This is a genomic window from Rhodococcus sp. EPR-157 (assembly GCF_001647195.1).
In the GTDB taxonomy this organism is placed as follows: Bacteria; Actinomycetota; Actinomycetes; order Mycobacteriales; family Mycobacteriaceae; genus Rhodococcoides.
Window position 1 is genome coordinate 1 of record NZ_LVCV01000378.1, and the last position, 16,940, is coordinate 16,940.

Here is a 16,940-nt window from a genome sequence, read left to right on the forward strand (position 1 = left end):
ACTGATCGTTCAAGCTTCTAGCTGCTCGGCGGCGTTGCGGCCGCCGGTGCAGCATCCCCGGTAGCCGGAGCCGGCGCTGCGTCCGGAGTCGGAGCTACCGCGCGCTGTGCGGGCGGTGCTGCTGCGCTTTCCTGCGCCTTGACGCGAGTCTTCGCACCCTTGTGGGGAGCGAGGACCATCGTCATGTTGCGGCCATCCTGCTTCGCAGAAGTTTCCACGAAGCCGAGATCGGCAACATCGGCACCCAGTCGTTGCAGCAGACGGAAGCCGAGTTCCGGGCGAGACTGCTCTCGTCCACGGAACATGATGGTGACCTTGACCTTCGACCCTGCTTCGAGGAAGCGGATGACGTTACGCTTCTTCGTCTCGTAGTCGTGGGCGTCGATCTTCGGGCGGAGCTTCTGCTCCTTGATCACGGTGAGAGTCTGGTTCTTGCGCGATTCGCGCGCTTTCTGCGCTGCCTCGTACTTGAACTTCCCGTAGTCCATGATCTTGCAGACCGGCGGACGTGCGTCGGGAGCCACTTCTACGAGATCGAGATCGGCTTCGAGAGCCAAGCGGAGTGCATCTTCAACACGCACGATGCCCACCTGTTCACCGCCCGGTCCAACTAGACGAACCTCGGGAACACGGATGCGATCGTTGATGCGAGTCTCAGTGCTGATGGGGCCTCCTAGGTAGTGCGGTGTGGGGTCGAGCCGACCGCCTGTCTCTGGCACAGCCCGCCTGCCCGAGTCCTTCGACATCGTCGCCGTGGGACACTGTCCCTTTCAACGCAAAAACCCTGCTCCAGCATTCCGCTGGTGCAGGGCCCGATGTCGACCGATCGATCTACAGCCGCAATGGCTATAGGTCTCCTCTTTCGAGGAAGCTCGACGAAGATCCATCCCAATGGACGAATTCTCTCCGAGCGACCGGACCGGTAGTAGCTGTAACACTGCGTACCGGTGGGAGTCGGGCTCCACTTGCTGCCTCCGCGCGAGCCCCATTCACAAGGAGAGGGCACGTCGAAGACGGTCGTTGAGTGACAGTACCAGCCGATCAGGCGTTACCGCGAATCGATGCTGGTGCGCGCTCGGCAAGTTCGGCCGTGACATCCTCGTAAGTATGACGAGCACCCCTGAATCAGGCGCCGAACCGGACGTCCGCGCACTCGCCGACGTGCCGGCTGTCGAAGTGATCAGCCGCGCAGCCGTGATGTTGATGAGTTCGGCCGCCGAGAAGCTCGGCCTGTCCGAGGCAGACCCCACCACCAGCCCACACCTCGATCTCGACGAAGCCCGACGCGTCATCACCGCCCTCGCCGGACTCGTCACCGCGTCCGTCGAGTACCTCGGACCGCACGCAGGCCCGATCCGCGACGGTCTACAGGCGTTGCAGAAGGCGTTCCGGGAGAACTCCGCGTACCCCGACGAGCCCGGTAAGGGTCCGGGAGAGAAGTACACCGGCCCGGTTTACTGACACCGCGCGTTGGAAGGTGCGGGCGAAATTGCCAGATGCGCGGCTGATTGCCAGCAATTCAGCGCGCGCCTGACCATTCGATGAGCATCTTTGGCATCAACACGTACCACCGTGGAAACGCCCGCCCGGTCCGCGAGGATCAGGCGGGCGTTTCGGTGCTGACACCGTCACCCAGCGCGTTCAAGCAAGTCATACAGCGGCGGCCTTGCGCGGACGACGCTTCTTCGCCGGCGCCTTCTTCGGCTCGACGACGACGTCCCGCGTGAGCGCTTCCTGCAGGAACTTTCCGGTGTAGCTCTCCGGCACAGCGGCGACGGCCTCCGGATCGCCCTGCGCGACAACCATTCCACCGCCGGAGCCCCCTTCCGGCCCCATGTCGATGATCCAGTCGGACACCTTGATGACATCGAGGTTGTGTTCGATGACGATGACCGTGTTGCCCTTGTCCACGAGGCCGTTGACCACACCGAGCAACTTGCGGATGTCCTCGAAGTGCAGACCCGTGGTGGGCTCGTCCAGGATGTACACGGTCCGCCCGGTCGAACGCTTCTGCAGCTCGGACGCCAGCTTCACGCGCTGAGCCTCACCGCCGGACAGCGTCGTCGCCGGCTGACCCAGTCGGACGTACCCGAGGCCGACCTCGACCAGCGTCTTGAGGTAACGATGTATCGAGGTGATGGGCTCGAAGAAGTCCGCAGCCTCTTCGATCGGCATGTCGAGAACCTGTGCGATGGTCTTGCCCTTGTAGTGCACTTCCAGCGTCTCACGGTTGTATCGCGCACCCTCGCACACCTCACACGGGACGTACACGTCAGGCAGGAAGTTCATCTCGATCTTGAGCGTTCCATCACCCGAGCACGCCTCACATCGACCGCCCTTGACGTTGAAGGAGAATCGACCCGGCTGATAGCCGCGGACCTTCGCCTCCGTCGTGGCAGCGAACAACGTCCGAATCTTGTCGAACACGCCGGTGTAGGTCGCGGCGTTCGACCGTGGTGTGCGTCCGATCGGTGACTGGTCGACGCGCACCAACTTGTCCAGCTGATCGAGCCCGTTGATCCGCGTGTGTCGGCCCGGCACCTGACGTGCACCGTTGAGCTTGTTCGCCATCACAGTCGCGAGAATGTCGTTGACCAGCGTCGACTTGCCGGAGCCGGACACGCCTGTCACCGAGGTGAGCACCCCGAGCGGGAAGCTCACGTCGATCCCCCGCAAGTTGTGTTCGCGTGCGCCGACCACGGTGACCTGACGCTTCTTGTCCACGACCCGGCGGAAGTCCGGAAGCGGAATTGCCAGCCGACCGGACAAGTAAGCACCGGTCAACGATTCCTCGTTGGTGAGCAATTCTTCGTAGGAACCGCTGTGTACGACGCGTCCGCCGTGCTCGCCTGCCATCGGCCCGATGTCGACGACCCAATCCGACGTGCGGATCGTGTCTTCGTCGTGCTCGACGACGATCAAAGTGTTGCCCAGGTCGCGTAGCCGCGTCAGGGTGTCGATGAGACGACGGTTGTCCCGCTGATGAAGACCGATCGACGGTTCGTCGAGAACGTACAGAACGCCGACCAAGCCCGACCCGATCTGAGTCGCCAAGCGAATTCGCTGCGCCTCGCCACCGGACAGCGAGCCTGCCGCACGCGAGAGCGACAGATATTCGAGACCGACGTCCAGAAGGAACCCGAGCCGAGCCTGCACCTCGCGGAGCACCTGACCTGCGATGGCCTCCTCCTTTTGGCCCAGCGTCAGACTGTTGAGGAAGTCCGCGGTGTCCGAAATGGAGAGTCGACACACGTCGGCGATGGACTTTGCGCCGAAGCCACCCGCCTCGATGGTGACGGACAAGATTTCCGGACGCAGTCGGTCGCCGCCGCACGTCGGGCACGGAACGTCGCGCATGTAGCCGTCGTACCGCTCCTTCATCTGTTCCGACTCGGTCTGCTCGAGCCTGCGATGCAGGAACGGCATGACACCTTCGAATTCCGCGTAGTACGAGCGGGTCCGGCCGTATCGGTTCTTGTACTTGACGTGGACCTGATGCTCGCTGCCCTCGAGGACCGCCCGCTTGACCTTTGCGGGAAGTTTGCTCCACGGCGCGTCGAGGTCGAATCCCATGGCGTCGGCGAGGCCGGACAGGAGACGACCGAAGTACTCGGAGGTCTGACCCATCGACCACGGTGCAATTGCTCCATCGGCGAGGGAAAGATCCGGGTCGGGCACGACCAGGTCCGGATCGACCTCCTTGCGTACACCGAGCCCGAGGCACTCCGAACATGCGCCGTACGGGGAGTTGAACGAGAACGAACGAGGTTCGAGATCATCGATCGACAACGCGTGTGCGTTGGGACATGCGAGCTTTTCCGAGAACCGACGCTCGCGGTCCGGCGCGTTCTCCTCACGATCGACGAAATCGAGTACGACGATGCCGTCGGCGAGACGCAGGGCAGTTTCGACCGAGTCGGTGAGGCGTTGCTTGGAGCTGGACTTGACGGTGAGTCGATCGACCACGACCTCGATGTCGTGCTTTTCCTGCTTCTTCAGCTTGGGAGGATCGCTCAGCTGGTGGACGACGCCGTCTACTCGAATTCGCGAGTAACCCTGTGTGTTGAGCGACTCGAACAGGTCGACGAATTCGCCCTTACGGGTCCGCACGACCGGAGCGAGCACCTGGAACTTGATGCCCTCCTCCATAGCGAGGACCTGGTCGACGATCTGCTGAGGAGTCTGCTTGGCTATCCGCTCTCCACAGACAGGACAGTGAGCCGTTCCTGCTCGTGCGAACAGCAGGCGCAGGTAGTCGTAGACCTCGGTGATGGTGCCGACCGTGGAACGCGGATTGCGGTTGGTCGACTTCTGGTCGATCGAGACCGCCGGGGACAAACCCTCGATGAAGTCGACGTCGGGCTTGTCCATCTGCCCGAGGAATTGACGTGCGTATGCGGACAGGGACTCGACGTATCGACGCTGTCCCTCCGCGAAAATCGTGTCGAAGGCCAATGACGACTTGCCCGAACCAGACAGTCCGGTGAAGACCACGAGGCTGTTGCGAGGAAGGTCGATGTCGACTCCCCGCAGGTTGTGCTCACGCGCACCTCGTACGATCAGGCGATCCGCCACAGTGTTCCCTTCTTCTCGGACCAGTCGGACATCGGTGGTTACCACCGACCGGTCCGATCGAACCGAAGCTTGTTCGATGCACATAGTTTCGATGCACACACGATGTTGATGCGGGCGCAAGAGTGAACCTCACGCAGTAGCAATGCTAGGCCGACCCACCGACAGGTTTCCCCAGGCGACTTCACGACCACCCGCTACTCGCAAGGGCCGAACAGGCACACGACCCGCACCGACGGTAGCCTCCTCGAAATGGACGAGCACCTCATGGTCATCGACGACCAGTACACCGGCGAGGTATCGCAGGGATCGGCTCCGCAGCGACGAACCATCTCCGGCGCGACCATCATCAAGATGTCGGTCGGCCCGATGGACAACAATGCCTACCTGATCGTTTGTTCCGCCACCGGGCAATCTCTCCTGATCGACGCGGCCAACGAGGCGGAACGCCTGTCGCAGTTGATCGACGAGAACGCCCCCACGCTGACTCTCATCGTGACAACTCACCAGCATGCCGACCACTGGCAGGCCCTGGCGGACATCGCTGGCGGCACGGCGTCACCGACGGCTGCACACAGCCTCGACGCCGAGCCCCTGCCCGTCGCGCCCGACCGACTGCTCGACGACGAGGAGACGGTGTCGGTGGGTGAACTCACACTGACGACGATTCATCTCCGAGGACACACACCCGGGTCGATTGCGCTGGCACTCACCGACAGTGAGTCGGGCGTCACGCACCTGTTCACCGGCGACTCACTGTTTCCCGGTGGCGTCGGAAAGACGTCGGGACCCGAGGAATTCACCCAGCTTCTCGACGACGTGTCAACGAAGCTGTTCGGCACGTACGGGGACGACACCGTCGTGTATCCGGGCCACGGCAAAGACACGACGCGCGGCGCCGAACGCCCCCACCTCGACGAATGGCGAGCACGCGGTTGGTGAAACGCACGCAGGCTTGAAACGCGGAACGGCCGGGTATGGCTACGGTGGAACGGCGCGCGGGGCCCGTCATCGGTGATGGGCCCCGCGCCGCCGAACAACGACGTTCACCCAACAAACCAGGAGGCTGTCAATGCTGGTCCGCCGTATCGCTCGTCCGCTGATGTCGACCATCTTCATCGCCGGGGGTATCGACGCGCTCCGAAATCCCGCAGGGAAAGCCAAGGCTGCGACTCCCTTGATCGAGCAGGGGCAGGAGACGCTGCCCGACAGCGTGACAGCGAATGTACCGAGCGACCCGGAGACTCTGGTCCGCATCAACGGCGCAATTCAGGTCGGCGGCGGGTTGCTCCTCGCGACCGGTAAGGCTCCCCGTTTCGCGTCACTCGCTCTGGCCGGCAGTCTCGTGCCGACCACCGTCGCCGGTCACGCGTTCTGGAACGAAACCGACCCAGAGGTAAAAGCTGCACAGCGCATCCAATTCCTGAAGAACGTCAGCTTGCTCGGCGGTTTGCTGATCGCGGCAGTCGACACCGAAGGAAAGCCGTCGATTGCATGGCGCAGCCGTCGTGCGGCGCGCAAGGCACAGGAGTCCGTCGTCGCAGCGCTTCCGGGCACGCACGACACCGCCGATCACCTTGGTGTCGCTTCGGAACGAATCAAGGGACTGGCCGCAGTCGCCGCATCTCGCAGCGCCGAGCTCGCCGAAGCAGCGCAGCCGGTCGTATCCAAGTGGGCAGACGCGGCCGCTGAGAAGAGTTCGGACCTCGCCGAGGCCGCACAACCGGTCGTGTCCCACTGGGCCGAGGTAGCTGCGGACAAGAGCTCGGACCTCGCCGACGCAGCACAACCTGTTCTCTCTCGCTGGGCGCACAAGGCGGCCGACCGCGGATCCGACCTCGCCGAGGTAGCCCAGAAGCGAGGCTCCACGCTCGCTGACAAGGCCGCCGACCGCACCGAGGAGCTCGCCGAGATCGCATCCAAACGCGGCTCCAAGCTGGCCAAGCAGGCGCAGAAGCGTGGATCGACGCTTGCCGACGAGGCAGCCGAACGAAGCGCCGCGCTGGCCGAACTCGCACAGAAGCGCGGGTCGAAGTGGGCAGACACCGCTGCGGGCCGTGGCGCAGAGCTCGTCGAACTTGCACAGGATCGCAGTGGCAAGTGGTCCGACGTCGCCGCCGGCCGTGCAGCGGAATTGGCCGATCTTGCTCAGGAACGCGGCACCAAGTGGGCCGGCATCGCCGCCGACCGGACCGAAGGCCTCAGCAAGCGAGCACGCCAGCGTGCCGAGAAGCAGAGTCGTGAATTCGACAAGGCGACCGAGAAGGCACGAGCCAAGTTGGAGAAGAAGGTCGAGAAGGCACGCAAGGATCTCGACAAGCGGGTGCAGAAGTACTCCGCCTAGGTCACGCACCATTTCGACGCGGCTGACTGAAGAGCCCCGCCCTGAACTGCGGTTCTGCGGCGGGGCTCTTCTTCGTCGTAGACTGCTCTGGCTTGTTTACGAGCCAGTATTTTGCCGAACTCCCGAGGAGATCCTTTGCCGGACGACGGCCCCTCCATGTACACCGACACGGCCGACGACCGAGTGGCCGTGACCGACCGCGATCTGTCCGACCAGGACCGCGAACAGTCCTACGTCTCGATGCTCTACGACCAACTCGACGCACTACGTAAATACGCACAGAACCGACTCAGCACAGTCCTGCTCGAGACCGGCGGCACACCCCAGGCACGAAGCGAACGCGAATCCTTCACCCACCTCTACACCGACGACATCGCCAAGTACGACGCCGCCGAGAACGGCCTGTGCTTCGGGCGAATCGATCTCGGTCCCGACGACGACGCTCCGGTACGGTACGTCGGTCGTGTCGGCATCCTCGACGAAGCGAACGACTACGAGACGTTGTTGCTCGATTGGCGCGCCCCGATGGCACGAGCGTTCTACCTCGCCACGCCGGCTGCACCCGAGAACGTTCTGCGCCGACGTCACATCAGAAGTCGGAGTCGACGCGTCACCTCGCTTGCCGACGAGTATCTCGATCTCGCTGCAGCACGGGAGGCCGGCCTCGAGTCCGACGCGACGGGTGTCGCCGGCGAAAGCGCGTTGCTGTCGGCTCTCGACGCAGCTCGCACCGGCCAGATGAACGACATCGTCGAAACCATTCAGAGCGAGCAGGACGCCATCATTCGCTCGGAACATCGAAGCGTTCTCGTCGTACAGGGCGGTCCTGGAACCGGAAAGACGGCGGTGGCGCTCCACCGTGCCGCGTATCTCCTCTACACCTACCGACAGCAGCTCGCGAAGAGCGGAGTCCTGATCATCGGACCGAACGCGACATTCCTGGACTACATCGGGCAGGTGCTTCCGTCGCTCGGGGAGACGGGCGTTCTGCTCTCGACGATCGGCAACCTCTACCCCGGCGTCCGAGCAACCCTCGACGAATCTCCGACCGCAGCACAGGTCAAAGGTTCGACAGCGATGGTGCAGATTCTGACGAAAGCGGTGCGTGACCGCCAAGAGGTTCCCTCCGCACCGAAGACTTTGCGGTTCGACACCTACGACATCGTGCTCGATCGCAAGATAGTCACTCGCGCACGTGGGCGGGCACGATCTTCGCGGCGTCCCCACAACCTCGCACGTCCACTGTTCGTCGCCTCTGCCATCGACGGCCTCGCGCAGCAACTCGCTGCGCGACTGGGCGAGAATGTCGTCGACGGCGGCAGCCTGCTCAGCCGGGACGACATCGCAGATATGCGCGACGAGATGAAAGAGGACGCAGACGTCATGGCCGCCATCGACGCACTGTGGCCGGATCTGACTCCTCAGCAAGTACTTCGGGATCTACTGTCGTCGCCTGAACGGATCCTCTCGGCCGCTCCGGACCTCACCGCGGACCAACGCGAATCGCTGATCCGCACCGATCGCGGATTCTCCTCCGCCGACGCACCACTGCTGGACGAACTTGCCGAACTCCTCGGCACCGACGATGCCGCCGAGCGAGAACAGGCAAACCGACAGTGGCGCAATCAAATCGCCGATGCTCAAGGCGCACTGGACATCCTGACGGGTTCGGCACCACAGGATCTGGAAGACGAACTCGATCCGGAAATTCTGATGGCCTACGACCTGATCGACGCCAGCCAGCTCGCGAGCAGGCAGGATGCAGGCGCCAGGCTGACCACGGCGGAACGCGCTGCGAGCGACCGCACGTGGACGTACGGACACGTCATAGTCGACGAAGCCCAGGAGCTTTCCGACATGGCGTGGCGAATGGTGATGCGTCGCATTCCGAACAGATGGATGACACTCGTCGGCGACGTCGCACAGACCGGCGACCCCGCAGGTACGACGTCGTGGGCCGAAGTACTGGAACCGTATGTCGCACAACGATGGAAGCGAACCGAACTGACGGTGAACTACCGAACACCGTCCGAGATCATGACCATCGCCCGTGACGTACTCGCCGCTATCGACCCCGTCCAGTCGGTTCCTCGATCCGTCCGCGATTCCGGCAACCAGCCGTGGGCACAGTACGTCGACGATGACACTCTGGTGCCGACCGTGAGCGATCGGCTCGCCGAGCATCCCAGGCCCGGCATCAGTGTCGTCCTCGTTCCCCAGGCCATGTTGGAGCAGTTCGTGCATCTGCGATCGGACGTGGTAACCGTATCGACCGTGAAGGATGCAAAGGGCCTCGAATTCGATTCGGTTCTCATCGTGGAACCGAGCGACATCGTCACGGAATCTCCGCGCGGAATGGGAGATCTCTACGTCGCTCTGACCCGTGCGACGCAGCGCCTCGGCGTGGTTCATGCTCGTGAACTACCCGCCGAACTTTCCGGCCTGGCTGCGTTCGACGTCCTCGTCCAGTAGATCGACGAGTGGCCCGGCAGCTCGCCTCGCGGGAGCTACCGGGCCACTCGACCGAGCAGTACTGCTACCGAACCGTGTGCACGATGAGCACGTCGCACGTGGACTTGCGTGCGGCGTCGGACGGCACCGAACCGAGAAGTCGACCGGTGAGCGAGTTGAGGCCACGGTTTCCGACCACCAGCAGATCAGCCTTCACGTCGTCGACGAGCTGCAACAGGGACTCGACCGGAGCACCGACGATCGCACGCTCGTCGATGGTCTTTGCTCCAGCCTTGGTGGCATGTTCGCGGGCGGTACGAAGGATGTCGTGAGTGGGTGCGGAGCCGGTGATCTGGTAAGCATCCTCACGGAGCGCGTCGGCGGCCTTGCTGGTGTCCTTCGGATCTGCCGGGTAGTAGGCACATGCGATGACGAGCGTCGCGTCGGCGTCACCGGCGAGAGCAGCGGCCTTCTCTACAGCCCGCAAAGACGATTCGGACCCATCGGTTCCGACGACGACGGTGCGGTAGGCACTCATTCATTCCTCCAGTTATAGGTGTTCTGTCACACATTCGGTGACGAATTCGATCTGCATGCTTGTGGTCCGTCATAGGCCCGATGTGCCGGTCCCAGTGACCGTTTCGATGACCTTATCTGCATCGGCCGTTCATGATGCGTAGTTCGCTCACAACGTGAAGTCCGCGCCTCACATACATTGGTTCACATGCACATCCCCCGGCCGCTCAGGTCGTCGAAGACCGTCATGCTCGCGGTCCTTCTGGTTGCGATACTCGCAGTCGTTTCGATCTACCTCGTCTCCCGCTCCTCCAGCGAGAACGACGACGTCTCCACGCTCGACACCACGATTACCGTACCGGAGACACCCGGCAATTCCGAGATGGTAGACCTCGACGCTCGGCTGTTCGTACCGAAGACAACGCCCGCCCCGGCGGTGCTGCTCGCACATGGATTCGGGGGCGACAAGTTTTCGGTCGACGACCAAGCCCGGTCGCTGGCCTCCGACGGGTACGTCGTTCTGACCTACAGCGCGCGCGGCTTCGGCGCCAGCACCGGTTCGATCTCGCTGAACGATCCCGACGGAGAAGTCGCCGACGGACGCGCGCTGATCGATTGGTTGTCCGATCGGCCCGAGGTACTGCTGGACGGCCCGGGGGATCCGCGAGTCGGAGTTGCGGGAGGATCGTACGGCGGTGCGCTTGCGCTGAGCGTCGCAGGTACCGACCCTAGGATCGACGCGGTCGCGGCTTCGATCACGTGGAACGATTTGGGCCACGCTCTGTTCCCGAATTACGGCGTCACGACCGACGAAGACCGCGCGGAACTGGCCGGCATCGACTCACCCGCCGGTTCCGTCTACGGCGGACCGGGTGTGCTCAAGCGAGGGTGGGCCGGCGTCTTCTTCGGAGCGGGCAGTGCGCCGTCCGAGAGCACGGACGCAGCCGGCCCGGAAGGGAATGATGCCGTCGTCGAGAGCGAGAGCCCGGCCCAGGCAGGATGCGGTCGTTTCGCACCCGAGTTCTGTTCGGCGTACGCGCAATCGGCTGTCACCGGCGAGCCGTCCCCGGAATTGCTCCAGTTGCTCACCGAGCACTCCCCCGTCGCCGTCGCGTCGAGCATCACCGCGCCCACACTCCTGGTTCAAGGGATGCAGGACACCCTCTTCGGTCTCGATCAGGCAGACGCCACCGCCAGGCAGATCTCGGAGTCCGGCGGCGACGTCGAGGTTCGGTGGTTCAGCGGCGGACACGACGCCGGCGGCACCAACGGCAGCGCCGACAACGCAATGCGCGATTTCCTCGACGACCATCTTCGGACCGACACCGAGCCGGCATCGACACCACCGCCGTTCACGTATGCCATGCAAGGCTCGGCCGCCGAGCAGCAACAGGCACGTTCGCGGCGGATGACCGCGCCCGAATACCCGGGATTGGCAGCCGGTACCGAACCGACCCGGACGGTGCCTGTCGAACTCGGATCCGGGGCCGACGGGGGCGGACAGGCAGGTTCCGACGAACAGACGATCATCCGGCCGCCGGGAGCATCGCCGTCGGCGATCTCGTCGGTTCCAGGATTGGGGTCGGTGTTGTCCACCCTGTCGGCAACCTCTGCCGGGGCGCAGCTATCCGCCGACATCCCAGGCCAGTCCGCGACGTTCACGAGTGAGGCACTGAACGACCCTCTGACCATCACCGGCTCCTCTCGCGTGAACCTGCGGGTCGGGGCGTTCGCCCAGCCGCAGGAGGCGGTGCTGTTCGTCAAGCTGTACGACGTCGCGCCCAACGGTGGGCGCACACTTCCCGGCAGCGCCGTTGCGGCTGTGCGACTTCCCGATTCGGTCGGTGACGGTCCGATCCCGGTGACGGTGACCCTGCCCGGGATCAGTTACGTCGTACCCGAGGGACACCGCATCGAGATCGCGGTGGCCACGACCGATCAGGCGTACGCGGTACCCCTCGAGCCCGCCCAATTCGTCGTTGCTCTCGATGATTCGACGCTGTCGATTCCGTCGGTCGACGGCGTATCCACCAACGCGAGCTCGGTTCCGACGGCACCGATCGTCGGCATCGGGATCATCGCCCTGGCGCTGCTCACCCTGATCGGGATCAACGTGATCAGGGGGCGGCGTCGAGTCGTCGCCGAGGTCGATCAGGACCTCGTCGACACACCGCTTGTCATCACCGACCTCGCCAAGACGTACTCAAACGGTTTCAAAGCCGTCGACGGTGTCAGCTTCGAAGTACAGCAAGGCCAGGTGCTCGGGCTGCTCGGCCCCAACGGCGCAGGCAAGACCACGACACTTCGCATGCTCATGGGGCTGATCTCACCGACCAGCGGTGACATTCGAGTTTTCGGGCACAAGGTGTCACCGGGAGCTCCGGTCTTGTCGAGGCTGGGCTCGTTCGTCGAAGGATCCGGGTTCCTGCCGCACCTCAGTGGGAAGGAGAACCTGAACCTGTACTGGCAGGCCACCGGTCGCCCACCCGAGGACGCGCATCTCGAGGAAGCGCTGGAGATTGCCGATCTCGGGACCGCAATCGAACGCAAGGTCAAGTCGTATAGCCAGGGTATGCGGCAACGCCTCGCCATAGCTCAGGCAATGCTCGGCCTTCCGGATCTCATGGTTCTGGACGAGCCGACCAACGGTCTCGATCCACCGCAGATCAGAACCATGCGTGACGTCCTGATCAACTACGCGAAGACAGGACGGACGGTGCTCGTATCGAGCCATCTGCTGGCCGAGGTCGAGCAGACCTGTACGCACGTAGTGGTGATGAACCGCGGGTCGGTCATCAGCGCGGGCACAGTCCGCGACCTGACGGCAGCTGGTGGGCAAACCGAGATCCGCATCGACGACACCGCAGTGGCGGCGACGGTCCTCGAAGGCCTCGGATGCACCCCGACGGTCGTCGACGACTCCATCCTGCGCGCCGATCTCGGCACCATCGACCCTGCCGACGTCACCCGCGCGTTGTTCGACGCTGGACTCCGAGTGCGCGGACTGTCCCAGTCGACCCGCCTCGAGGACGTGTTTCTCGATCTGGTCCACAACGACGCGCTCCCAGCAGGTCCGATTCCCACGAAGGACGACCGATGAGTACGACACACAACGCCAGGCCCGACTCCGGGCCGCCCGACGGCCGGGCCGCGGGATACTCCGCGGGCAGGACACTGCCGTTCACCACCGAGCTCCGGCGTCAGTTCGGTCGCCGACGGACCCAGCTCGCGATCGGATTCCTCGCACTGCTCCCGGTGATACTGGCGATCGCGTTCGCCATCGGCAGCTCATCCGAGGACTCCGACGCGGGAGGCCTGATCGAACTCGGCACCCGCGGCGGAGTGAACTTCACCGTATTCGCGCTGTTCATGTCCGTCGGATTCCTGCTGATCGTCGTCGTCGCGTTGTTCTTCGGGGACTCGGTGGCCAGCGAGGCGTCGTGGTCGTCGCTGAGGTACTTACTGGCGATACCGGTTCCTCGAACACGACTGCTCGTACAGAAAGCTCTGGTGTCGGCGACTCTGTCGATCGCCGCGATCCTCACGCTCGTCGTTGTTTCGCTCGCACTCGGCACCGCGCTGTACGGAGCCGAACCTTTGGTGACACCGTTCGGCGACGGACTGTCCTTCATCGACGCCCTGGGCAGGCTCGTCGTCGCGGTCGCCTACATCGGCGTGAACCTGCTGTGGGTTGCGGGCTTGGCGATGCTGCTGTCGGTGCTGACCGACGCACCCCTCGGCGCAGTCGGAGGAGCAGTCATGACGTCGATTCTGATGCAGATTCTCGACCAGATCACCGCACTGGGCTCGCTGCGTAACTATCTACCCGGGCACTATGCAAACTCGTGGATCGACGCGCTGTCACCGACCATCGAATGGAACGACATCGTCGTCGGTTCGTTCTCGGCCGTCGCGTACGCCGCGCTCTTCGGCGTCGTGGCGTGGCAGAGGTTTTCCACGAAGGACATCACCAGCTGAGCGGCGCTCAACGCTTGACGGCCGGACCGAACACACCGTCCGGGAACACATTCTGCGCGATGACAGTGTCGCGCCACGGTGAGGCGAGCTCGACGAGCCTCGCCGCGCCGTCCTCGCCGAGGGCGGTCCACGGAGCGAGCGCGAGGTCGTCGGTGATGTCCTCGACCAAGTTCCGAAGGTCGACTCCGTGTTCGGTGAGTGCGCCGGCGGCGTCGAGGATCTCTCGGTCCGTCAGGTTCACGGTCGAGGCGTCCCATTGCTCCGTCGACCATCCACGACGCTTCCGCGCGAACTCCTTCTCGAAGCCCTTGCCGGTCGCGGTATGGGTGATCAACGCTTCGATACCGTTCAGCTCCGCTGTCTGCAACGCAGCGATGTGCCCGTCACCCCGGTGTTCGCGCAGCAGAGTCAGCGCGTGCCAGAAGACGAGATGTGGCGCGGTAGGCCATTCGAGGTCGGCGTAGGCGGCATACAGGGGACGACCGTCGTCGCCCGGGATACCGCGCGCTGCGATCGACGCGAGCTCCGCGGCCTCGGACATCTCCGGGGAATTCAGAATCTCGGCACCCAGCAGTCGGGTGTATGCCTCGTCGAGCGCCCGATACCGAATGTCGAGGATCTTTTCAGGTGATGCAACGGACCACGCTGCGGGCACCAGAGGCTCGATCAGCTCGCGGTTGAAGTTGTAGAAGGTTGCCGTCACCACTCCCGCACCGACTGCGCCCAGCGGAGCTGCGCGCCCGGCAAAATAGCACGCACGACCCTGCAGCCCCGCGTCACTGAGCGCTTCCTGCGTCTCCGGAACGAAATAGGTCAAAGAGTGCAGTAGTTCGAGTGCGCGAGCACTCCGGCCGGCAGTGGAAGCATCCATGGAGAGAACCGTATCGAAGCTCCCCTACTTCAAGCCCGCCGCATCCATTCCGCGAAGTTCCTTCTTCAGATCTTGGATTTCGTCCCTCAACCGGCCAGCCAACTCGAACTGCAGCTCACGAGCGGCGTTCATCATCTGGTCGGTGAGGTTCTGCACAAGCGCCGCCAACTCAGCACGCGGCATCGACTTGACGTCCTGACCCTCGTAGACCCCTGAACTGACAGCCCGTCCCTTCTCGCCCTGCGCTCGACGTCCACGACTGGCGTTGCGACCGGAACCACCGACCTCGACCGACTCGTCAGTATCCTCCGCCTCCTCGTAGACCTGATCGAGGATGTCGGCGATCTTCTTTCGAAGCGGCTGCGGGTCGACGCCCTTCTCTTTGTTGTAGGCGATCTGCTTCTCGCGCCTGCGCTCGGTTTCCTCGATGGCGTACTTCATCGAATCGGTCATCTTGTCGGCATACATGTGGACCTCGCCGGAGACGTTACGAGCGGCGCGGCCGATGGTCTGGATCAAGCTAGTGCCGCTTCGCAGGAAGCCTTCCTTGTCGGCGTCGAGGATGGCGACGAGCGACACTTCGGGAAGGTCGAGGCCCTCGCGAAGCAAGTTGATACCGATGAGCACGTCGTACTCGCCGAGCCTGAGCTGCCTCAACAGCTCCACTCGACGCAGCGTGTCGATGTCGGAGTGCAGGTACCGGACCCTGATGCCCAGCTCCAACAAGTAGTCCGTGAGATCTTCGGACATCTTCTTGGTCAGCGTGGTGACCAGAATGCGCTCGTTCTTCTCGGCTCGTTCGCGAATCTCGTGAACCAGATCGTCGATCTGTCCCTTGGTCGGCTTCACGACCACCTTTGGGTCGACGAGACCGGTCGGACGGATGACCTGCTCGACGAATTCTCCACCGGTCTGACCGAGTTCGTACTTGCCAGGAGTGGCAGAAAGGTACACCGTCTGCCCGATGCGCTGAGTGAATTCTTCCCAGGTCAGCGGACGATTGTCGGTGGCAGACGGGAGCCGGAAGCCGAACTCCACCAGGTTCCGCTTTCGGGACATGTCGCCCTCGTACATCGCGCCGATCTGCGGCACTGTCACGTGCGACTCGTCGATGACCAGGAGGAAATCCTCCGGGAAGTAGTCAATCAGCGTCGCGGGCGCTGTACCGGGGCCGCGGCCGTCGATGTGCCGTGAGTAGTTCTCGATGCCCGAGCAGAATCCGACCTGCTTGATCATCTCGAGGTCGTACTGGGTGCGCATGCGCAGCCGCTGCGCCTCGAGCAGCTTTCCCTTGTTCTCGAGGTCGGCGAGCCGCTCCTCGAGTTCCAACTCGATGTTCGCGACGGCTTTCTCCATCCTTTCCGGACCAGCAACGTAGTGCGTGGCCGGGAAAATGCGCACCGAATCGACCTTGCGCACCGTGTCGCCGGTCAACGGATGCAGGTAGTACAGTGCCTCGATCTCGTCGCCGAAGAACTCGATCCGCACGGCGAGTTCCTCGTACGACGGAATGATCTCCACGGTGTCGCCGCGGACACGGAACGAGCCACGAGTGAAGGCCATGTCGTTGCGGGTGTACTGGACATCCACCAGCAAGCGCAGTAGCGCATCGCGAGGCACTTCGACGCCGACCTGCAATTCGATGGACCGATCGACGTACGACTGCGGAGTGCCCAGGCCGTAGATGCACGACACCGAGGCGACTACGACGACATCGCGCCGCGAGAGCAGATTTGCCGTGGCCGAATGGCGAAGCCGCTCGACATCGTCGTTGACCGACGAGTCCTTCTCGATGTAGGTATCGGTCTGCGCGATATACGCCTCGGGTTGGTAGTAGTCGTAGTACGACACGAAATACTCGACGGCGTTGTTGGGAAGCATGTCGCGCAGCTCGTTGGCAAGCTGCGCAGCAAGAGTCTTGTTGGGAGCCATGACCAGCGTCGGGCGTTGCAGCTTCTCGATGAGCCACGCCGTCGTCGCCGACTTACCGGTACCCGTGGCACCGAGAAGTACCACGTCCTTTTCGTCGGCCAGAATTCTGCGTTCGAGTTCGGCGATAGCCGTGGGCTGGTCACCAGCAGGCTTGTGCTCGCTGACTACCTTGAACGCGGGACCGGTACGCTCGATGTCCCCGACGGGGCGGTGCTCGGAGCGAGCCACCACGGGATGTTCGGATGCAAACGCCATACAACCAGGGTAGACGCGACC

11 protein-coding genes are annotated in these 16,940 nt (G+C 63.5%); 6 read left to right on the forward strand and 5 right to left on the reverse strand.

Features of this window, described 5'->3' with window-relative positions; translation table 11 throughout:
- Nucleotides 1-17: 17 nt before the first annotated feature.
- Nucleotides 18-746, reverse strand: coding sequence for a translation initiation factor IF-3 (infC, locus tag A2J03_RS17220; protein WP_231912574.1), 729 nt, complete (start codon nucleotides 744-746; stop codon nucleotides 18-20).
- A 361-nt stretch (nucleotides 747-1,107) separates the two neighbouring features.
- Between infC and A2J03_RS17225 the strand changes: the two genes are divergently transcribed.
- Nucleotides 1,108-1,461: a DUF1844 domain-containing protein gene (locus A2J03_RS17225; RefSeq protein WP_068376209.1), complete on the forward strand. Its 354-nt coding sequence runs from the start codon at nucleotides 1,108-1,110 to the stop codon at nucleotides 1,459-1,461.
- A gap of 189 nt (nucleotides 1,462-1,650) precedes the next feature.
- On the opposite strand, the gene uvrA is transcribed toward A2J03_RS17225, so the two are convergent.
- Nucleotides 1,651-4,575, reverse strand: coding sequence for an excinuclease ABC subunit UvrA (gene uvrA / locus A2J03_RS17230; RefSeq protein ID WP_068376228.1), 2,925 nt, complete (start codon nucleotides 4,573-4,575; stop codon nucleotides 1,651-1,653).
- A 249-nt stretch (nucleotides 4,576-4,824) separates the two neighbouring features.
- Here uvrA and A2J03_RS17235 point away from each other — a divergent pair, with 249 nt between their 5' ends.
- The 3 genes from A2J03_RS17235 (at nucleotide 4,825) to A2J03_RS17245 (ending at nucleotide 9,388) form a co-directional block, all read left to right on the forward strand.
- A complete protein-coding gene (locus A2J03_RS17235; RefSeq protein ID WP_068376211.1) occupies nucleotides 4,825-5,514 on the forward strand; it encodes an MBL fold metallo-hydrolase in 690 nt (229 codons plus the stop codon).
- 130 nt (nucleotides 5,515-5,644) lie between these two features.
- Nucleotides 5,645-6,916: a DoxX family protein gene (locus A2J03_RS17240; RefSeq protein WP_068376213.1), complete on the forward strand. Its 1,272-nt coding sequence runs from the start codon at nucleotides 5,645-5,647 to the stop codon at nucleotides 6,914-6,916.
- Between the two features lie 156 nt (nucleotides 6,917-7,072).
- Complete coding sequence (locus A2J03_RS17245; RefSeq protein ID WP_068376215.1) at nucleotides 7,073-9,388, forward strand: HelD family protein; 2,316 nt, start codon at nucleotides 7,073-7,075, stop codon at nucleotides 9,386-9,388.
- Nucleotides 9,389-9,452: 64 nt separating this feature from the next.
- Here A2J03_RS17245 and A2J03_RS17250 read toward each other — a convergent pair whose 3' ends face one another.
- Entirely contained in the window at nucleotides 9,453-9,905 is a 453-nt protein-coding gene (locus A2J03_RS17250) for a universal stress protein (RefSeq protein WP_068376218.1), read from the reverse strand.
- Between the two features lie 186 nt (nucleotides 9,906-10,091).
- Between A2J03_RS17250 and A2J03_RS17255 the strand changes: the two genes are divergently transcribed.
- Together A2J03_RS17255 and A2J03_RS17260 are read left to right on the forward strand one after the other, a co-directional pair.
- A complete protein-coding gene (locus A2J03_RS17255) occupies nucleotides 10,092-12,983 on the forward strand; it encodes an alpha/beta fold hydrolase (protein ID WP_068376220.1) in 2,892 nt (963 codons plus the stop codon).
- Nucleotides 12,980-13,861, forward strand: coding sequence for an ABC transporter permease (locus A2J03_RS17260; RefSeq protein ID WP_068376223.1), 882 nt, complete (start codon nucleotides 12,980-12,982; stop codon nucleotides 13,859-13,861). The genes A2J03_RS17255 and A2J03_RS17260 overlap by 4 nt, the downstream gene beginning before the upstream one ends.
- A gap of 7 nt (nucleotides 13,862-13,868) precedes the next feature.
- Here the strand turns inward: A2J03_RS17260 and A2J03_RS17265 are convergent, their stop codons facing one another.
- Entirely contained in the window at nucleotides 13,869-14,732 is an 864-nt protein-coding gene (locus A2J03_RS17265; RefSeq protein WP_068376224.1) for an SCO6745 family protein, read from the reverse strand.
- A 24-nt stretch (nucleotides 14,733-14,756) separates the two neighbouring features.
- On the reverse strand, nucleotides 14,757-16,919 hold the full coding sequence (gene uvrB / locus A2J03_RS17270) for an excinuclease ABC subunit UvrB (protein ID WP_068376226.1): 2,163 nt from the start codon (nucleotides 16,917-16,919) through the stop codon (nucleotides 14,757-14,759).
- Nucleotides 16,920-16,940 lie beyond the last annotated feature (21 nt).